General features: G+C 68.9%; 19 protein-coding genes and 2 tRNA genes. 16 read left to right on the top strand and 5 right to left on the bottom strand.

What is annotated here, in order from left to right:
• The first annotated feature begins 4 nt into the window (after positions 1 to 4).
• The 5 genes from gyrB (at position 5) to ABD161_RS00970 (ending at position 5,494) form a co-directional block, all read left to right on the top strand.
• On the top strand, positions 5 to 2,059 hold the full coding sequence (gene gyrB / locus ABD161_RS00990; protein ID WP_343998831.1) for a DNA topoisomerase (ATP-hydrolyzing) subunit B: 2,055 nt from the start codon (positions 5 to 7) through the stop codon (positions 2,057 to 2,059).
• Positions 2,060 to 2,158: 99 nt separating this feature from the next.
• Positions 2,159 to 4,723 (top strand): DNA gyrase subunit A, encoded by a 2,565-nt coding sequence (gene gyrA / locus ABD161_RS00985; RefSeq protein ID WP_343998829.1) that lies wholly within the window; start codon positions 2,159 to 2,161, stop codon positions 4,721 to 4,723.
• Positions 4,720 to 5,124 carry a DUF3566 domain-containing protein gene (locus ABD161_RS00980; protein ID WP_135114641.1) on the top strand — a complete coding sequence of 135 codons (405 nt, stop codon included), beginning with the start codon at positions 4,720 to 4,722 and terminating at the stop codon, positions 5,122 to 5,124. The genes gyrA and ABD161_RS00980 overlap by 4 nt, the downstream gene beginning before the upstream one ends.
• Positions 5,125 to 5,207: 83 nt before the next feature.
• Positions 5,208 to 5,284, top strand: a tRNA-Ile gene (locus tag ABD161_RS00975).
• Positions 5,285 to 5,421: 137 nt separating this feature from the next.
• Positions 5,422 to 5,494 (top strand) — tRNA-Ala (locus ABD161_RS00970).
• Between the two features lie 124 nt (positions 5,495 to 5,618).
• Here the strand turns inward: ABD161_RS00970 and ABD161_RS00965 are convergent.
• Positions 5,619 to 5,780 carry a hypothetical protein gene (locus ABD161_RS00965; RefSeq protein WP_343998826.1) on the bottom strand — a complete coding sequence of 54 codons (162 nt, stop codon included), beginning with the start codon at positions 5,778 to 5,780 and terminating at the stop codon, positions 5,619 to 5,621.
• Between the two features lie 118 nt (positions 5,781 to 5,898).
• Between ABD161_RS00965 and ABD161_RS00960 the strand changes: the two genes are divergently transcribed.
• From ABD161_RS00960 to aroQ, 7 genes are all read left to right on the top strand, one after another.
• A complete protein-coding gene (locus tag ABD161_RS00960) occupies positions 5,899 to 6,546 on the top strand; it encodes a GntR family transcriptional regulator (RefSeq protein WP_343999112.1) in 648 nt (215 codons plus the stop codon).
• Positions 6,543 to 8,063 (top strand): MmgE/PrpD family protein, encoded by a 1,521-nt coding sequence (locus ABD161_RS00955; protein ID WP_343998824.1) that lies wholly within the window; start codon positions 6,543 to 6,545, stop codon positions 8,061 to 8,063. Before ABD161_RS00960 ends, ABD161_RS00955 begins: the two co-directional genes overlap by 4 nt.
• Positions 8,063 to 8,962, top strand: a complete 900-nt coding sequence (gene prpB, locus ABD161_RS00950) for a methylisocitrate lyase (protein ID WP_343998822.1) — start codon at positions 8,063 to 8,065, stop codon at positions 8,960 to 8,962. Before ABD161_RS00955 ends, prpB begins: the two co-directional genes overlap by 1 nt.
• Positions 8,963 to 8,992: 30 nt before the next feature.
• Positions 8,993 to 10,183 (top strand): bifunctional 2-methylcitrate synthase/citrate synthase, encoded by a 1,191-nt coding sequence (locus ABD161_RS00945; protein ID WP_343998820.1) that lies wholly within the window; start codon positions 8,993 to 8,995, stop codon positions 10,181 to 10,183.
• 119 nt (positions 10,184 to 10,302) lie between these two features.
• Positions 10,303 to 10,473: a CsbD family protein gene (locus ABD161_RS00940; RefSeq protein WP_135114879.1), complete on the top strand. Its 171-nt coding sequence runs from the start codon at positions 10,303 to 10,305 to the stop codon at positions 10,471 to 10,473.
• A 112-nt stretch (positions 10,474 to 10,585) separates the two neighbouring features.
• Positions 10,586 to 11,014 (top strand): NUDIX hydrolase, encoded by a 429-nt coding sequence (locus tag ABD161_RS00935; protein ID WP_135114876.1) that lies wholly within the window; start codon positions 10,586 to 10,588, stop codon positions 11,012 to 11,014.
• Between the two features lie 9 nt (positions 11,015 to 11,023).
• Positions 11,024 to 11,461, top strand: coding sequence for a type II 3-dehydroquinate dehydratase (aroQ, locus tag ABD161_RS00930; RefSeq protein WP_343998816.1), 438 nt, complete (start codon positions 11,024 to 11,026; stop codon positions 11,459 to 11,461).
• Between the two features lie 83 nt (positions 11,462 to 11,544).
• Here aroQ and ABD161_RS00925 read toward each other — a convergent pair whose 3' ends face one another.
• A complete protein-coding gene (locus ABD161_RS00925; RefSeq protein ID WP_343998814.1) occupies positions 11,545 to 12,045 on the bottom strand; it encodes an aminoacyl-tRNA deacylase in 501 nt (166 codons plus the stop codon).
• Positions 12,042 to 12,566 (bottom strand): DNA helicase, encoded by a 525-nt coding sequence (locus ABD161_RS00920; protein WP_343998812.1) that lies wholly within the window; start codon positions 12,564 to 12,566, stop codon positions 12,042 to 12,044. The genes ABD161_RS00925 and ABD161_RS00920 overlap by 4 nt, the downstream gene beginning before the upstream one ends.
• 158 nt (positions 12,567 to 12,724) lie before the next feature.
• Between ABD161_RS00920 and ABD161_RS00915 the strand changes: the two genes are divergently transcribed.
• On the top strand, positions 12,725 to 13,282 hold the full coding sequence (locus tag ABD161_RS00915; RefSeq protein WP_343998810.1) for a peptidylprolyl isomerase: 558 nt from the start codon (positions 12,725 to 12,727) through the stop codon (positions 13,280 to 13,282).
• A 40-nt stretch (positions 13,283 to 13,322) separates the two neighbouring features.
• Positions 13,323 to 14,207: a rhomboid family intramembrane serine protease gene (locus ABD161_RS00910; protein ID WP_343998808.1), complete on the top strand. Its 885-nt coding sequence runs from the start codon at positions 13,323 to 13,325 to the stop codon at positions 14,205 to 14,207.
• A 127-nt stretch (positions 14,208 to 14,334) separates the two neighbouring features.
• Here the strand turns inward: ABD161_RS00910 and ABD161_RS00905 are convergent, their stop codons facing one another.
• Positions 14,335 to 14,589, bottom strand: a complete 255-nt coding sequence (locus tag ABD161_RS00905; RefSeq protein WP_343998806.1) for a cell division protein CrgA — start codon at positions 14,587 to 14,589, stop codon at positions 14,335 to 14,337.
• A 34-nt stretch (positions 14,590 to 14,623) separates the two neighbouring features.
• Between ABD161_RS00905 and ABD161_RS00900 the strand changes: the two genes are divergently transcribed.
• Entirely contained in the window at positions 14,624 to 15,379 is a 756-nt protein-coding gene (locus ABD161_RS00900; RefSeq protein WP_343998804.1) for a class E sortase, read from the top strand.
• Positions 15,379 to 15,534, top strand: coding sequence for a hypothetical protein (locus ABD161_RS00895; RefSeq protein WP_167760765.1), 156 nt, complete (start codon positions 15,379 to 15,381; stop codon positions 15,532 to 15,534). The genes ABD161_RS00900 and ABD161_RS00895 overlap by 1 nt, the downstream gene beginning before the upstream one ends.
• A 25-nt stretch (positions 15,535 to 15,559) precedes the next feature.
• Here the strand turns inward: ABD161_RS00895 and pknB are convergent, their stop codons facing one another.
• Positions 15,560 to 17,311 (bottom strand): Stk1 family PASTA domain-containing Ser/Thr kinase, encoded by a 1,752-nt coding sequence (gene pknB / locus ABD161_RS00890; protein WP_343998801.1) that lies wholly within the window; start codon positions 17,309 to 17,311, stop codon positions 15,560 to 15,562.
• Between the last annotated feature and the right edge of the window lie 39 nt (positions 17,312 to 17,350).

The raw sequence follows: 17,350 nt of genomic DNA, 5'->3' as shown, positions 1-17,350 counted from the left end.
GCACATGACGATCGACAACCAGGACGAGCCGAACGCGCCGACGCAACCGCAGGTCCCTGACCGCTCCTCCAGGAAGGTCGGAGGAGAGTACGGCGCAGACGCCATCCAGGTCCTCGAGGGTCTCGAGGCGGTGCGCAAGCGTCCGGGCATGTACATCGGATCCACGGGTCCGCGCGGCCTCCACCACCTCGTGTACGAGATCGTCGACAACTCGGTCGACGAGCACCTCGCCGGCTACTGCGACACCATCGTCGTGACGATCCTCGCCGACGGCGGCCTCCGCTGCGTCGACAACGGCCGCGGCATCCCGGTCGACATGCACAAGACCGAGGGCAAGTCGACGCTCGAGGTCGTGCTGACCGTGCTTCACGCCGGCGGCAAGTTCGGCGGCGGCGGATACGCGGTCTCCGGCGGCCTCCACGGCGTCGGCTCGTCCGTCGTGAACGCACTGTCGACCCGCCTCGACGCGGTGGTCAAGCGTCAGGGAAGCGTGTGGCGGCAGTCGTTCGAGAAGGGCGGCGTTCCGCTTGCCCCCGTCGAGCAGGGCGAGGACACGGACGAGACCGGCACCACCATCACGTTCTGGCCCGACCCGGAGATCTTCGTCGAGGGCGTCGACTTCGACTACGAGACGCTGCGCACCCGCTTCCAGCAGACCGCGTTCCTCAACAAGGGGCTGCGGATCGAGCTCTACGACGAGCGCCCCGACTCGGCCGAGGAGGTGCAGCGCGAGGACGGCTCGACCGAGATGGTCAAGCGCCACAACGTCTTCCACTACGAGCGCGGCCTCGTCGACTACGTCGAGTACCTGAACAAGGTGCGCAAGGCCGAGCACGTGAACGAGGACATCGTCGTGCTCGAGCAGGAGCAGGCGGACGGCCGGATGTCGGTCGAGATCGCGATGCAGTGGACGACGTCCTACAGCGAGAACGTCTTCACCTACGCGAACATGATCAACACGCACGAGGGCGGCACGCACGAGGAGGGGTTCCGCGCGGCGCTGACGACACTCGTCAACAAGTACGCGCGCGCGAACAACCTCCTCAAGGAGAAGGAGGACAACCTCACGGGCGACGACGTTCGCGAGGGCCTGACCGCCGTCATCTCCGTGAAGCTCTCCGAGCCCCAGTTCGAGGGGCAGACGAAGACCAAGCTCGGCAACACCGAGGCGAAGGCGTTCGTGCAGAAGGTGGTGGGCGACCAGCTCGCCGACTGGTTCGAGCGCAACCCCGCGCAGGCGAAGAACGTCATCCGCAAGGCGATCGACGCGGCCACCGCGCGCCTCGCCGCGCGCAAGGCGCGCGAGACCGCTCGCCGCAAGAGCGTGTTCGAGTCGGCCGCGATGCCCGACAAGCTCAAGGACTGCACGTCGAAGGATCCGTCGATCTCCGAGATCTTCCTCGTGGAGGGCGACTCGGCCGGCGGCTCGGCCGTCGGCGGCCGCGACCCGCACACGCAGGCGATCCTCGCGCTGCGGGGCAAGATCCTGAACGTCGAGCGTGCGCGCATCGACAAGGCGATGGGCAACAAGGAAGTCCAGGCGATGATCCAGGCCTTCGGCACGGGCATCGGGCCGGAGTTCGACATCGAGAAGGCCCGCTACCACAAGATCGTCCTGATGACGGATGCCGATGTCGACGGTCAGCACATCACGACGCTGCTGCTGACCCTGCTCTTCCGCTACATGCGCGGCCTGGTCGAGGCCGGCTTCGTCTATCTCGCCATGCCGCCGCTGTACCGCCTCAAGTGGACGAACGCTCCGCACGAGTACGTCTACAGCGACCGCGAGCGCGACGCCCTGCTGAAGGAGGGCGCCGCCGCAGGCAAGCGCATCCCCAAGGAGGCGGGAATCCAGCGCTACAAGGGCCTCGGCGAGATGAACGACCACGAGCTGTGGGACACGACGATGAACCCCGAGACCCGCACGCTGCAGCAGGTCACGATCGACGACGCGGCCGCGGCCGATGAGATCTTCTCGGTGCTGATGGGCGAGGACGTCGAGTCGCGTCGCTCCTTCATCCAGCGCAACGCCAAGGACGTCCGCTTCCTCGACATCTAGTCCCCCTGCTCTACTCCCCACGACCCGGTCGTTGAGCGAGGAGCGAAGCGACGAGTCGAAACGTCGCAAGCGAATCTCGAGAACTGAATCGAAGAGAACATGACTGACGAAGAACGCCCCGACCTCACCGCCGCGCACAACCACGGCCGGATCGACCAGGTCGACCTGCAGTCGGAGATGCAGCGCAGCTACCTCGACTACGCGATGAGCGTCATCGTCGGGCGCGCGCTGCCCGACGTGCGCGACGGACTGAAGCCGGTGCACCGCCGCGTCGTGTACGCGATGTACGACGGCGGCTACCGTCCCGACAAGAAGTTCTCGAAGTGCGCCCGCGTCGTCGGCGAGGTCATGGGTCAGTACCACCCGCACGGCGACTCGGCGATCTACGACGCCCTCGTGCGCCTCGTGCAGCCGTGGTCGCTGCGCTATCCGCTCGCGCAGGGGCAGGGAAACTTCGGCTCGCCGGGCAACCAGGGCGCCGCGGCCCCCCGGTACACAGAGACGAAGATGGCCGCGCTCGCGCTCGAGATGGTGCGCGACATCGAGCAGGACACCGTCGAGTTCCAGGACAACTACGACGGCGAGACGCAGGAGCCCACGGTCCTTCCTGCCCGTTTCCCGAACCTGCTGGTCAACGGATCGGTCGGCATCGCGGTCGGCATGGCCACGAACATCCCGCCGCACAACCTCCGCGAGGTCGCGGACGGCGCGCTGTTCGCCCTCGCCAACCCCGACCTCCCTCGCGAGGAGCTGCTCGAGGGCCTGATGCAGCGCATCCCCGGCCCCGACTTCCCGACCGGCGCGCAGATCCTCGGCACCAAGGGCATCCACGAGGCGTACCGCACCGGCCGCGGCTCGATCACGATGCGCGCGGTCGTCGAGATCGAGGAGATCCAGGGCCGCACCTGCCTCGTGATCACCGAGCTTCCGTACCAGGTGAACCCCGACAACCTCGCCGTGAAGATCGGCGAGCTCGCCCGCGAGGGCAAAGTCACCGGCATCGCCGACATCCGCGACGAGACTTCGGGCCGCACCGGTCAGCGCCTCGTCGTCGTGCTCAAGCGCGACGCGGTCGCGAAGGTCGTGCTGAACAACCTGTACAAGCACACCGAGCTGCAGACGAACTTCGGCGCGAACATGCTCGCCATCGTGGACGGCGTGCCCCGCACCCTGTCGCTCGACGGCTTCATCGGCTACTGGATCGCCCACCAGCTCGAGGTCATCGTCCGTCGCACCAAGTTCCGCCTGCGCAAGGCCGAGGAACGGATGCATATCCTGCGCGGCTACCTCGCGGCGCTCGATGCGCTCGACGAGGTCATCGCGCTCATCCGCCGCTCGCCCACGGTCGACGAGGCGCGCGAGGGCCTCAAAGACCTGCTGAAGATCGACGACATCCAGGCCGACGCGATCCTGTCGATGCAGCTGCGTCGCCTCGCCGCCCTGGAACGCCAGAAGATCATCGACGAGGCCGCGGAGCTCGAGGCGCAGATCGAGGACTTCAAGGCGATCATCGCCGACGAGATGCGTCAGCGCGAGATCGTCCGCACCGAGCTCACCGAGATCGTCGACCGCTTCGGCGACGAGCGGCGCACGCACATCCTCCACGGCTTCGACGGCGATGTGTCCATGGAGGACCTCATCGCCGAAGAGGACATGGTCGTCACCGTCACGCGCGAGGGCTACGTCAAGCGCACGCGCAGCGACAACTACCGCTCACAGCGCCGCGGCGGCAAGGGCGTGCGCGGGGCGCAGCTGCGCGCCGACGACGTGGTCGAGCACTTCTTCGTCACGACGACGCACCACTGGCTGCTGTTCTTCACGACCAAGGGTCGCGTCTACCGCACGAAGACCTACGAGCTGCCGGAGGCCGGTCGCGACGCGAAGGGGATGCACGTCGCGAACCTTCTCGCGCTGCAGCCGGATGAGCAGATCGCGCAGATCATCGAGCTCAAGAACTACGAGGCGGCCGAGAACCTCGTGCTCGTCACGCGTGCGGGTCTCGTGAAGAAGACGCGTCTCGCCGAGTACGACTCGAACCGCCAGGGCGGCATCATCGCGATCAAGCTGCGCGAGGACGACGAGCTCGTCAGCGCGCTGCTCGTCGACTCGTCCGAGGACATCCTGATGATCAGCCGCGGTGGCCAGTCGCTGCGCTTCTCGGCGACCGACGAGGCGCTGCGACCGCTCGGTCGCTCCACCAGCGGTGTGAAGGGCATGTCATTCCGCGAGGGTGACAGCCTGCTGACCGCGAACGTCGTCACCGACGAGGGATACGTGTTCGTCGTCACCGAGGGCGGCTTCGCCAAGCGCACTCACGTGAGCGAGTACCGGGTGCAGGGACGCGGCGGCCTGGGCATCAAGGTGGCCAAGCTGTCGGATGAGCGCGGCGGCCTCGCCGGCGGGCTCATCGTCTCGGAGGACGACGAGGTGCTCGTGGTTCTCGCCAAGGGCAAGGTGGTACGCTCGGCCGTTGCCGAGGTCCCCGCCAAGGGCCGCGACACCATGGGCGTGCTGTTTGCGCGTCCGGACAAGGACGACCGCATCCTGGCCATCGCCCGCAACACCGAGCGGAGCGTCGTGGCCCTGGACGACGCCGACGGCGAGCCCGCCGTCGAGGAGGCGTCCGCCGAGACCGCGCCCGAAACCCCCGGAGAGAACGCATGAGCACGGTAGCCGACAAGCTCGCGAAGAAGTCGACTCACAAGACAAACGCCAAGCAGGTGCGACTGCGCCTTGTGTACATCGACTTCTGGTCGGCCGTGAAGCTGTCGTTCCTGGCGGCCGTGGCGCTCGCGATCGTGACGATCGTCGCGTTCTTCCTGATCTACATGGTCGTGCAGACGACGGGCCTCATCGCCCAGGCGGATGAGTTCTTCAAGGGCTTCACGGAGGGCGACATCGCGATCTCCGACTTCATCGGTCTGCCGCAGGTGATGGCCTTCGCGACCGTGGTCGCGATCCTGAACCTGGTGGTCGTCACCGTGCTCGGCGCGGTGGTCGCGGGGATCTACAACCTCGCCGTCAAGATCACCGGCGGACTGCTCGTCGGCTTCACCTCGAACTGACGCGCGCGGGACTGTCCCGATTCGCGAACGCCGTGCGGATCGGGTAAAGTCTCTGAGGTTGAGGACGCAAGTCCTTCCCTCTTGGGGGTATAGCTCAGGCGGTTAGAGCGCTTCACTGATAATGAAGAGGTCCCAGGTTCAAGTCCTGGTACCCCCACCATCGAGAGCCTTCGCGGAAGCGGAGGCTTTTCTCGTTCCCGGGCGCTGCGGGTCGGCCCCATCCTGACAACGGGACGAGAACCGGGGTCGCCGGCCCATGTAAACTCTCCCGAGGGTCTTTCGAGATCCACCCCTTCCGGGGCCTTAGCTCAGTTGGTAGAGCGCCTGCTTTGCAAGCAGGATGTCAGGAGTTCGAATCTCCTAGGCTCCACACCCGAACGCCGTCCCCCGGGGCGGCGTTTCTGGTTTCCGGGGCGCTGCGGCGGACAATCGGTGCGCAAGGGCCCTGTGGCCGCGCGATAAGGGCCGGACGGCCACTGTTTGTCTGCGCGGGGTCAGCCTCGTGCCAACGCGTGGAAGGCGCTCGTCCCGTACCCGAGGTCGGACTCTGGCTCGGGATCGAAGACGAACGCGAGCGCGCCCGTGACGACGATCAGATAGATCAACACCACGGCGCCCACCAGGATGCCGACGGTGATCCCCATGCCGCGTGTCATGGGATAGAGCCTAGGCTCGGGGCCGTCGTCCATTGAATGTATGCATACCGGCCCTCTGAACGCCTCGACACGGACCGCGTTCGCGCCTAACGTATACAGCGTGGCTGACGAGAACCGGATGAAGGCGAGCGACCGCGCGTACGCGACGCTGCTCGACGACATCCAGAGCGGGCGCCTGCGACCGGGAGCCGTCGTCAGCGAGGTCGAGCAGGCGTTGCGACTCGGGGTCAGCCGCACGCCGATGCGCGAGGCCATCGGCCGCCTCGCGAACGCCGGTCTCGTCGTGCAGCAGTCGCCGCGCGTGACGGTGGTTGCCGACATCGACGCCGACGACATCCGGGATCTCTTCGACGTGCGTCGCGCGCTCGAGGAGACGGCCGTGCGGCTCGCGGCGAAGCGCGCGGATCGGGCGGTCTTCGCCATGCTCGCCGCGGAGTTCGCCGACGCGCATCCGGCCGCCGATGCCGATGCGTACTACGAGCTGATCGCCCGGTTCGACGCCGCGGTCGACCGGACGGTCGACAACTCGCACCTCGTCTCGGCGCTGCGCAATCTCCGCACGCACCTCGTGCGCGTCCGACGCATGGCGCGCGACAACCCCGACCGGCTCGCGCAGTCGGTCGCCGAGCACCGCCTGATTGCCGCGGCGATCGCCGCCGGCGACGGCGACCTCGCCGCCCACGCGACGCACGTGCACCTCCACAACGCCCTCACGACGATCCTCGAATCCATCCAGACTGATCTCCCGCAGGAGGAGCCCACATGACCGTGAACCACCACGTCCGCGTCCACCGCAGCGACGAGAACCTGCCGCGCGAGGGCCAGCTCGCCTGGAAGATCGCCGAGGTCGCGGTCGACCCGGTCGCCGTCGAGGCCGACGTCACCGACATGATCATCAACCGCGTGATCGACAACGCCGCGGTCGCCGCCGCATCGCTCACGCGCCGTCCCGTCGTCGCGGCCCGGCAGCAGGCAGAGGACCACGCGGTGTCGGCCGGGGGAGCGGGCGCCACGATCTTCGGCTGCGCGCTCGACCGCGTGACGAGTCCCGAGTGGGCCGCGTGGGCGAACGGCGTGGCGGTGCGCGAGCTCGACTATCACGACACGTTCCTCGCCGCCGACTACTCGCACCCCGGCGACAACATCCCGCCGATCCTCGCTGTCGCGCAGCACACGGGACAGGATGGCGCCGCCCTGCTGCGCGGGCTCGCCACGGGCTACGAGATCCAGATCGACCTGGTGCGCGCGATCTCGCTGCACAAGCACAAGATCGACCACGTCGCCCACCTCGGCCCCTCGGCGGCCGCCGGCATCGGCACCCTGCTCGGCCTCGACGCCGAGACGATCTACCAGGCCGTCGGCCAGGCGCTTCACACCACGACCGCCACGCGCCAGTCCCGCAAGGGCGAGATCTCCACGTGGAAGGCGCACGCCCCGGCCTTCGCCGGCAAGCTCGCCGTCGAGGCGGTCGACCGCGCGATGCGCGGCGAGACCTCGCCGAGCCCCATCTACGAGGGCGAGGACGGCGTGATCGCCTGGCTGCTCGACGGCAAGGACGCCGCGTACGAGGTGCCGCTCCCCGCCCCGGGCGAGCCGAAGCGCGGCATCCTCGACTCGTACACGAAGGAGCACTCGGCCGAGTACCAGGCGCAGGCGTGGATCGACCTCGCGCGCCGCCTCGGCACCGAGCGCCCCGAGCTGCGCGACCCGGCGAACATCCGCTCGATCGTGCTGCACACCAGCCACCACACGCACTACGTGATCGGCTCGGGCGCGAACGACCCGCAGAAGTACGACCCGACCGCCTCGCGCGAGACGCTCGACCACTCGATCCCGTACATCTTCACGGTCGCGCTGCAGGACGGCGCGTGGCACCACGTCGACTCCTACACGCCCGAGCGGGCCGGCCGCGCCGACACGGTCGAGCTGTGGAACAAGGTCACCACGCGGGAGGACCCGGAGTGGACGCGCCGCTACCACTCGGAGGACCCGAACGAGAAGGCGTTCGGCGGTCGCGTCGAGATCACCCTCGCCGACGGATCCACGGTTCAGGAGGAGATCGCGGTCGCGGATGCGCACCCGCTCGGCGCCCGCCCGTTCGCGCGGGAGGACTACATCCGGAAGTTCCGCCTGCTCGCCGAGCCGGTGCTGGCGGCGGACGAGATCGAGCGCTTCCTCGAGCTCGTGCAGCGCCTGCCCGAGCTCTCGGCCGACGAGGTGCGCCGCCTGACGATCGTCGCCGAGCCCGGCGTGATCGTTCCCGGGCCGAAGGGGCTGTTCTGATGCTGTACTCCCAGACCCCGGCGCACGAGAAGCGCCGGCTGTTCCGCGAGCGCCTCGCGAGCGGCGAGCTGCTGCGGTTCCCCGGCGCCTTCAACCCCCTCTCCGCCCGTCTCATCGAGCGCAAGGGCTTCGAGGGCGTCTACATCTCGGGCGCCGTGCTGTCGGCCGACCTCGGGCTGCCGGACATCGGGCTCACGACGCTGACAGAGGTCGCCGGCCGAGGGCAGCAGATCGCGCGGATGACCGAACTGCCCGCGATCATCGACGCCGACACCGGCTTCGGCGAGCCGATGAACGTCGCCCGCACGATCCAGACGCTCGAGGACGCGGGCCTTGCCGGCGCGCACATCGAGGACCAGGTCAATCCGAAGCGCTGCGGGCACCTCGACGGGAAGGCGGTCGTCGACGAGTCGACGGCCCTGAAGCGCATCCGGGCGGCGGTCGACGCCCGGCGCGACCACAACTTCCTCGTGATGGCGCGCACCGACATCCGTGCCGTCGAGGGGCTAGACGCCGCGATCGACCGCGCGAAGGCGCTGGTCGATGCGGGAGCGGACGCGATCTTCCCCGAGGCGATGCGCACGCTCGAGGAGTTCGCGGCCGTGCGTGAGGCCGTCGACGTGCCGATCCTGGCGAACATGACCGAGTTCGGCAAGTCCGACCTGTTCTCCGTGGACCAGCTGCGTGACGTCGGCGTCAACATCGTGATCTGGCCCGTCTCGCTGCTGCGGATCGCCATGGGAGCCGCCGGCCGGGCGCTCGACACGCTCACCGACGAGGGGCACCTGACGTCGAAGCTCGGCGAGATGCAGCATCGCGCGGATCTCTACGATCTGATCGACTACGAGGGGTACAACCACTTCGACTCGGGCGTCTTCGACTTCCAGCTCGACCGCTGACATCCGCACGCCTCACGCTCAGGGAGAGACATGACCGATACCGACATCAAGAAGGGCCTCGCCGGCGTGGTGGTGGACTACACCGCGGTCAGCAAGGTGAACCCCGAGACGAACAGCCTGCTGTACCGCGGCTATCCGGTGCAGGAGCTCGCAGCCACCCAGTCGTTCGAGGCCGTCGCGCACCTGCTGTGGCACGGCGAGCTGCCGACCGACGCGCAGCTCGCCGAGCTGCGGGAGACGGAGCGGCGGCACCGGGCTCTGCTGCCGAGCGTCAAGGCGGTGATCGACGGGCTCCCCGTCGACGCGCATCCGATGGATGAGGTGCGCACCGCGGTGAGCGCGATCGGCGCCGAGGAGACCGCCGGGATCTCGAACGTCCTGGATGCGGTCGGCTCTCCGGAGGAGAACCTCGAGCGCAGCATCCGGCTGTTCGCGCAGCTGCCGGCGATCGTCGCCTACGGGCAGCGCCGTCGCCGCGGACTCGATCTCGTCGAGGCCCGCGACGACCTCGACTACGCGGCCAACTTCCTGTGGCAGACGTTCGGGGAAGAGCCGGATGAGGTCGTCGTCGACGCGTTCAACCGCTCGATGATCCTGTACGCGGAGCACTCCTTCAACGCGTCGACCTTCACCGCCCGGGTCATCACCTCGACGCTCAGCGACCTGTACTCGGCCGTGACCGGCGCGATCGGCGCCCTCAAGGGTCCGCTGCACGGCGGTGCGAACGAGGCGGTGCTGCACATCCTGACCGAGATCGGCGACGCGTCGAACGTCGTGCCGTGGCTGGATGCGGCCCTCGCAGAGAAGCGCAAGATCATGGGCTTCGGACACCGTGTGTACAAGAAGGGCGACTCGCGCGTGCCCACCATGAAGGCCGCGCTCGACACGCTCGTCGCGCACTACGACCGGCCGGATGTCGCCGAGCTCTACGAGACGCTCGAGAGCGAGTTCGTCTCGCGCAAGGGCATCTACCCGAACCTCGACTACCCGTCCGGCCCGGCCTACAGCCTGATGGGCTTCGACACGCTCACGTTCACACCGCTCTTCGTCGCGGCGCGCATCACCGGATGGACCGCGCACATCCTCGAGCAGCAGGCGTCGAACGCGCTCATCCGCCCCCTGTCGGCCTACAACGGGCCCGACGAGCGCCACGTCGAGGGCTACGTTCCCGACGAGGCCGAGCTCGAGGTCGCCGAGCGGCCGGAGGAGTCCGCGGGCTGAGCCGCTCGTCTAGCGCAAACTCCCGCTGAGCGCGACCCCCGTGCATGATCGAAGGCGGGCTCCTAGCGTGGGTTGACCCGGGGAACATCCGGGATCATCCGTGACGGAAGGAGCCGCACATGGGACTCGACGACAAGATGAAGAACGCTGCCCAGGACCTGTCCGGAAAGGCCAAGGAGGGCGCCGGCAAGGCGACCGACAACGAGCGCCTCGAGGGCGAGGGGCAGGCGGACCAGACGGGCGCCAAGCTGAAGCAGGCTGGCGAGAACGTCAAGGACGCCTTCAAGTAAGGCCCCCGTCTCGACACCGAAGGGCCGCTCCCGTCGGGAGCGGCCCTTCCGTCGTGCGGATCAGGATCGCCGCGCCCGACGGGCTCTCGACCCGCGTCGCTAGGCTGACCCCATGGACATGCGCGTCGCCGCCTACTGCGTCATCGTCGACGACGACGATCGGGTGCTGCTGACGCGCTGGATCGAGGGGCGCTCTCCCGCGTGGTCGCTGCCGGGCGGCGGGATCGATCCGGGCGAGGACCCGGCGGACGCCGCGCGTCGCGAGGTCTGGGAGGAGAGCGGGTACGAGGTGCGCCTCGACGGTCTGCTCGGGGTCGACTCGCACGTGATCCCCGCGCGCAAGCGCCTGGCGAAGGACGCGTCGGGACCGCTTCACGCGATCCGAATCGTCTACCGCGCCACGATCACGGGCGGCACGCTGACCCACGAGGTCGACGGATCCAGCGACATGGCCGAGTGGATCCCGCTCGCCAAGGTGCGGGGGATCGAGCGGGTCGCACTCGTCGACACCGCGCTGCGCATGGCCGGCATCGAGAACTGAAGGAGCGACGTGTACAACCGTCTACTGCTCGTCAACGGGCCGAACCTCAACCTGCTCGGCACCCGCGAGCCGGAGGTCTACGGATCGGAGACCCTCGATGACGTCTTCGCGCGTTCCTCCGCGGCGGCGAAGGCCGCGGGCTTCGACCTTCGCGCGTTCCAGAGCAACCACGAGGGCGCGCTGATCGACGTGATCCACGAGGCGAAGGCGGATTGCGACGGCATCATCATCAACCCGGGCGCCTTCACCCATACGTCGGTCGCGCTGCGCGATGCGCTGACCGGGGTGGCGCTGCCGTTCGCCGAGGTGCACATCTCCAACGTGCACGCGCGCGAGCCCTTCCGGCACCACTCGTACCTGTCGGATGTCGCGAGCTGCGTCATCGTCGGGGCAGGCGTGCAGGGCTACGAGTTCGCGGTCCAGCGTCTGGCGACCATCCTCCGCTGACTGGTACTCCGCGGGTTCACTGGTCTCGCCGAGACCAGTGAACCCGCGGAAGACCAGTCGAAGCGCGGGGGCCGCAAGCCCGGTCAGCGCCGGATGGTCTCCACCGGCTCCGAGATGTCGGCGACGGTCGCGGCGTAGGCCGCGATGAGCGCGTCGGCGTCGACCGACAGCGAGAAGCCGTGGGCGCCGGCGCCCATCGAGACGCGACGTCCGGCGATCCGCTCGTCGGCGTAGACGGGCCAGTCGTTTGTGCTGCCGAGCGGCGTGATCGTCCCGCGTTCGTAGCCCGTCGCCTGCAGGGCAAGCTCGGGCTCGGGCAGCCGCAGCTTGTTCACCCCGACGAGGGCGCGCAGCTTCGGCCACGAGATGGAGCGGTCGCCGGGGATCAGCGCGAACAGGTAGCCGTCGTCGCCGCGGCCCTTCACGACCAGGGTCTTCACGATGTCGGCGGGGGTGATCCCGCGGAGTGCCGCCGCCTCCTCGAGGGAGGACGCACGAGGCGACTCGCGGACCTCGATGTCGAGGCCGCGAGCCGCCGCTGCTTCCCGTACCCGGGAGGTGGGATCTGACGTCGCGTCGGTCACGCGTCGGGCGAGGCCAGCGGGTCGTCCGCGACCCACAGCTCGTCGTCGGCCCGCAGCGTCTGCCACGCGGCGTACAGCACCGCACCGGCCGCGGCGATGCCGAGCACCAGCGCGATGATCGGGCCGGCGCTGGACTTCTTCTTCGGCTCCACGATCGGGAGCCCGGCGCGCTTGCGTGCGAGCTTGATGCGCGCCTCGTTGGCGGCGTCCACCGCCGAGAGCGCCTTGCCGACGACGCCGCCGACGGCCGGCACCAGGCTCTTGTCGATGAACTGCTTCGAGGCCTTGCGGCTCGAGTCGACGTAGGGCGAGACGCGGTCGACGACCGGCTCGAGGTACTGGTGGTACTTCGCGTCAACGCGCGGCGCGACCTGCTCGCGGTTGAAGTGGCCGAGCTGGCGACCCGCTTCGCGGGCGACGCCCCCCGCCCCCGCGAGGACGACCTGCTGCGCCTCCCAGAGGTGAGCGGCAGACTCCTGCAGCTTGCGGAGTTCCTTCTTGCGCTTCTTGCTGAGGCTCATGTTGGGTGCCCTCCCTGTCGCTGGGATGTCGTGTTGCTCCAATCCTGCCAGATCGCCCGGTCAGTGGCAGGGGCTTGCCGCACTCTTGACAACCGTGCATCGGCTATGGGTCCGCTCGGCACGGGCGGCGAGGCGCCGGGCTCTGAGAGAATGAGGCCATGCCTCAGCACACTGCCGTCGCCACGCTGCACACCAACCACGGCGACATCGTCGTCAACCTCTTCGGCGACCACGCCCCGAAGACCGTCCAGAACTTCGTCGGCCTCGCCGACGGGTCCGGATCGTGGACCGACCCCGCCACCGGCAAGCCGGGCGAGGGCCCGCTCTACAAGGACGTCATCTTCCACCGCATCATCCCCGGCTTCATGATCCAGGGCGGCGACCCGCTCGGTCAGGGCGTCGGCGGCCCCGGCTACACGTTCGACGACGAGATCAGCCCCGAGCTCGACTTCAACGAGCCCTACAAGCTCGCCATGGCCAACGCCGGCAAGCGCCCCAACGCCATCACGGGCAAGCTGAGCGGCACGAACGGCTCGCAGTTCTTCATCACGACCGACCCGACTCCGTGGCTGATGGGCAAGCACACGATCTTCGGCGAGGTCGCCGACGACGCGTCGAAGGCCGTCGTGGACGCGATCGCGCAGGTGCCGACCGGCGCCCAGGACCGTCCGGTCGAGCCCGTCGTCCTGCAGTCGGTCGAGATCGCCGCGGTCTGACGACCGCGTCCTCCTCGATCGCGCTGGCGCCGCCACCGTCGTGACCACCACCGATTTCTCGCGCAATCCCGAGAACTACTGCTACCGGCACCCCGACCGGATGAGCTTCGCGCTGTGCCAGCGCTGCCATCGCACCATCTGCCCGGAGTGCCAGACGCAGGCAGCCGTCGGGGTCATCTGCCCCGAGTGCCTGCGCGACCAGCAGAAGTCCCGGACCCCCGCGCAGAAGCGCGCGCAGCGCCGGTGGGGTCGCGGCGGCGGCCGCACGGCGGTGATGGCGGGCGCCGCGCCCGTCACCAACTGGATCCTCGCGATCACCGCCGGTGCCTTCCTGCTCGACCTGCTTCTCGGTTTCGCCGGGTTCAGCCTGCAGTCCTGGCTGCTGTTCTACGCGCCCTACGTCTATCCGCAGCTCGGCGGGTTCGAGGTGTGGCGCCTGGTCACGCCGCTGCTCGCGCACGACGGCCCCCTGCACATCGCGCTGAATCTGCTGTCGCTGTGGATGCTCGGGCGCCTGCTCGAGCCGATGCTCGGCACGTGGCGCTATCTCGCGCTGTACCTGATCTCCGGACTCGGCGGATCGGTGGCCGTGGCGCTGCTCTCGTTCGGCACGCCGGTGGTCGGCGCGTCCAGCGCCCTGTTCGGCATGCTCGGCGCGCTTCTGGTGATCGGCCGCAGCCTCGGCGGCAACGTGACGGGCATCCTGATCCTGCTCGGCATCAACCTCGTCGTCGGCTTCGCCTTCGGCAGCGGCATCTCGTGGCAGGCGCACGTGGGCGGCGTCGTCGCGGGTCTCCTCGTCGGGTGGGTGTTCAGCACGACCCGCCGACAGGACCAGTCGCGGCGCCAGCTCATCCTGCTCGGCGTCGTCGTGGCGGGACTGCTGGCGCTGCTTGCCGTGCCGCCGCTGATCTACGGGTTCTGAGCGGAGTTATCCACAGGGTTATCCCCCGCTGGGGATGAATCACACGCATGTAATTCCTGTCACGGCATCCCACAACGAAGAAGCGCCCGACGACATCGTCGGGCGCTTCTTGTGGTTCGCGGTGCGGCTATCGCCACCGGGTTGTCATCAGGAAGCCGATGAACGCGATCCCGAAGCCGACCATCAGGTTCCAGGGACCGATGCCCGGGATCGGGAACTGCATTCCCGAGAGGTAGAAGACGAGGATCCAGACCAGACCCACCAGCATGAAGCCCACCATCACGGGCTTGAACCAGACGGGGTTCGGGGCGGCGTCGACGTGGGGACGGTCGACGAGCTCGTCGTCGCCGTTGCGGCGGGCGGGCTTCTCGGATCGGGCCATGGGGACATCTTACCCGGCCGGTTAAGCTCAGAATGTGACGGCCATCGCGCAGACCCGGCGTACCCGGCGGCGCTCCCGCAGCCGGGCGACCTTTGCGAGCGTCCTGGGCGAGATCCTCGTCACGCTGGGCGCGGTCATCCTGCTCTACGTGCTCTGGCAGATCTGGATCGGCGACGTCCTCTACGGCGCCACCGCACAGGCCGAGGCCGACGAGCTGAGCCAGGAGTGGGCGCAGGTGCAGGTCACGACGCCCGCTCCCGAGCCGACCGACGGATGGTACGAGCCCGCCCCGGTGCCGAAGACCGAGGACGCCGTTCCGTTCGCGACGCTGCACGTGCCGCGGTGGGGGGACGACTACCACTTCACGATCGCGGGCGGCGTCACCCGCGCACGCACCCTGGACAACGCGTGGATCGGTCACTACCTCGACACCGAGCTGCCGGGCGAGGTGGGCAACTTCGGCCTCGCCGCGCACCGCACCACGTTCGGGGCGCCGTTTGCGAACCTGCAGAACCTCCGGATCGGCGACGCGATCGTCGTCGAGACGGAGGCCGGGTGGTACACCTACCGCTTCCGCACCCTCGAGTACGTGACCCCGGACGCCTACGACGTGCTGGCCGACGTGCCGCAGGCGCCCGAGGTGCCGAAGGGGGAGCGGTACATCACCCTGACGAGCTGCTCGCCACGCTTCGCGATGACCGAGCGCATCGTCGGCTACGGCGTGTTCGACTCGTTCCTGCCGCGCACCACCGGCGAGACGCCGAGCGCCCTGACGGAGGAGCTGATCTGATGTACGCCGCCCTCTGGCGCCTGCTTCCCGGACCCTGGTGGGTGCGGGTGCTCATCCTGCTTGTGCTGCTCGCGGCGGTGCTCTACGGCCTGTTCGTCTACGTCTATCCGTGGATCGCGATGACGTTCGTGCCCGACGAGGTCACCGTCTCGTAGCGGGCGACCCCGTGTCGGCGCCGGGTCACTGCCCGTCGACGGCCTCGCCCGTGCAGTAGGTCAGCTCGACGGTCGAATGCACCGGCACGTCGCCGTAGGCGGACTGCGAGTTGACGATCTGGCTGTCGGTGGCAGGGCAGTCGGGATCCTCCGTGACCTTCACCGTGAGCCCCAGCGCCTCGAGCTCGCCCTTCGCGAAGTCGATCGCCGTGTTCTTGCGGTAGTCGATGATCGTCACGCGGCCGGAGGCCACCGTCAGGTTGACCGTGGCTCCTTCGGCGACCTCGTCGCCCTCGGTCACCTCGTCGCCGTCGACCTCCGCGGAGATCACGGTGCCGGCCGCGAGCGCCGGGTCGTTCTCCGAGATGATCGTGCCCATCTCGAGCCCTGCCGCCTCGATCCGCTGGCGCGCATCCTGCTCCGACAGGCTCGTGAGCGCGGGCACCACCGACGTCCGCGGCCCTTCCGAGACGAGCACGGTGACCTCGGTGCCGGGCGAGACCGACGCGTCGGCCTCGGGCTCGGTGCCGATGACCACCCCCTCCTTGACGGTGTCGCTGGGCGTCATCTCGGGGACGGCGAGCAGGTCGACCGCCGCGAGATCCTCGGTCGCGCGCTCGAGCGTGGTGCCCGTGACGTCGGGGACGACCCGCGCACTCGCGGGCACTTCGCTGAGTGGCCGCATCGTCACGACCCAGAACAGCACGGACGCGACGAGCACCGCGAGCAGCGCGATGCCGGCCCAGATCCATGCGACGGGCGGCCCCGACTGGGTGCGGGTCATCGTGTTGTCGGTGGACAGCTGCCGGAGGGACCGCGCGGTCTCGGCCGCTTGGCGCGGGTTCGGCCCGTACAGCTCGTTCGTCAGCGCTCCCAGCTCGCGCTTGGAGGGCGCCTTGCCGTCGGAGGCGGCATCCAGCGCCTCGCGGAACGACGCCGCATCCGGGAACCGCTGGAACGGATCCTTCGCGAGCGCGCGCAGCACGACCGGGTCGAACGCCTTCGGGGACTCGGGGTTCACCTGGGACGGCGTGGTCGGCGTCTCGCTGACGTGCTGGTAGGCGACGGCGACGGGGGAGTCGCCGCGGAAGGGCGGACGTCCCGTGAGCAGCTCGTACAGCACGACGCCGGTCGAGTACACGTCGGCGCGCGCGTCGACGGGGTCGCCCTTCGCCTGCTCGGGCGAGAAGTACGCCGCGGTGCCGAGGATGGTCGTGGTCTCGGCCACGGTCGACGAGCTGTCGGACACCGCGCGGGCGATGCCGAAGTCCATCACCTTCACCTGCCCCGAGGGGGTGATCATCACGTTGCCCGGCTTGATGTCGCGGTGGACGACACCGGCGCGGTGCGAGTACTCGAGCGCCTCGAGGATGCCGTCGACGTAGCGGGCGGCATCCGCCGGCGCCACGGGACCCCGCGCGACGATCTCCTTCAGCAGGGTGCCGTGGACGAGCTCCATGATGATGAACGGGATGGGGCGCTCGCCGTTCACGTCGGCGGCGATGTCCTCGCCCGCATCGAACACGCGGACGATCGCCTGGTTCGCCATGCGCGACGCGGCCTGGGCCTCGAGGCGGAACCGCGTGCGGAAGGCACTGTCGCTCGCCAGATCGCGCTTGAGGATCTTGATCGCGACGTCGCGTCCGAGGGTCTGGTCGTAGCCGCGATAGACGCTGGCCATCCCGCCGCGCCCGATCAGCTCGCCGACGCGGTAACGGCCGGCGAGGACGCGCGCGTCGCGGTCGAGCTGCACCGCGGTGCCCTCATCGTCCGTCATCGATCCCCCCAGATCAGACATGCTGCGTTGTACTGAGTG

The sequence above is a fragment of the Microbacterium paludicola genome (assembly GCF_039529675.1).
GTDB lineage: Bacteria > Actinomycetota > Actinomycetes > Actinomycetales > Microbacteriaceae > Microbacterium > Microbacterium paludicola.
The sequence above is the reverse complement of the archived record's forward strand: the minus strand, read 5'-3'. Positions and strand labels throughout refer to the sequence as shown.

Excerpts from the sequence above, each read along its gene's own strand:
- gyrB (WP_343998831.1), top strand. The coding sequence starts at position 5 with ATGACGATCGACAACCAGGACGAGCCGAACGCGCCGACGCAACCGCAG.
- gyrA (WP_343998829.1), top strand. The coding sequence starts at position 2,159 with ATGACTGACGAAGAACGCCCCGACCTCACCGCCGCGCACAACCACGGC.
- ABD161_RS00980 (WP_135114641.1), top strand. The coding sequence starts at position 4,720 with ATGAGCACGGTAGCCGACAAGCTCGCGAAGAAGTCGACTCACAAGACA.
- ABD161_RS00965 (WP_343998826.1), bottom strand. The coding sequence starts at position 5,780 with ATGACACGCGGCATGGGGATCACCGTCGGCATCCTGGTGGGCGCCGTG.
- ABD161_RS00960 (WP_343999112.1), top strand. The coding sequence starts at position 5,899 with ATGAAGGCGAGCGACCGCGCGTACGCGACGCTGCTCGACGACATCCAG.
- ABD161_RS00955 (WP_343998824.1), top strand. The coding sequence starts at position 6,543 with ATGACCGTGAACCACCACGTCCGCGTCCACCGCAGCGACGAGAACCTG.
- prpB (WP_343998822.1), top strand. The coding sequence starts at position 8,063 with ATGCTGTACTCCCAGACCCCGGCGCACGAGAAGCGCCGGCTGTTCCGC.
- ABD161_RS00945 (WP_343998820.1), top strand. The coding sequence starts at position 8,993 with ATGACCGATACCGACATCAAGAAGGGCCTCGCCGGCGTGGTGGTGGAC.
- ABD161_RS00940 (WP_135114879.1), top strand. The coding sequence starts at position 10,303 with ATGGGACTCGACGACAAGATGAAGAACGCTGCCCAGGACCTGTCCGGA.
- ABD161_RS00935 (WP_135114876.1), top strand. The coding sequence starts at position 10,586 with ATGGACATGCGCGTCGCCGCCTACTGCGTCATCGTCGACGACGACGAT.
- ABD161_RS00920 (WP_343998812.1), bottom strand. The coding sequence starts at position 12,566 with ATGAGCCTCAGCAAGAAGCGCAAGAAGGAACTCCGCAAGCTGCAGGAG.
- ABD161_RS00915 (WP_343998810.1), top strand. The coding sequence starts at position 12,725 with ATGCCTCAGCACACTGCCGTCGCCACGCTGCACACCAACCACGGCGAC.
- ABD161_RS00905 (WP_343998806.1), bottom strand. The coding sequence starts at position 14,589 with ATGGCCCGATCCGAGAAGCCCGCCCGCCGCAACGGCGACGACGAGCTC.
- ABD161_RS00895 (WP_167760765.1), top strand. The coding sequence starts at position 15,379 with ATGTACGCCGCCCTCTGGCGCCTGCTTCCCGGACCCTGGTGGGTGCGG.
- pknB (WP_343998801.1), bottom strand. The coding sequence starts at position 17,311 with ATGACGGACGATGAGGGCACCGCGGTGCAGCTCGACCGCGACGCGCGC.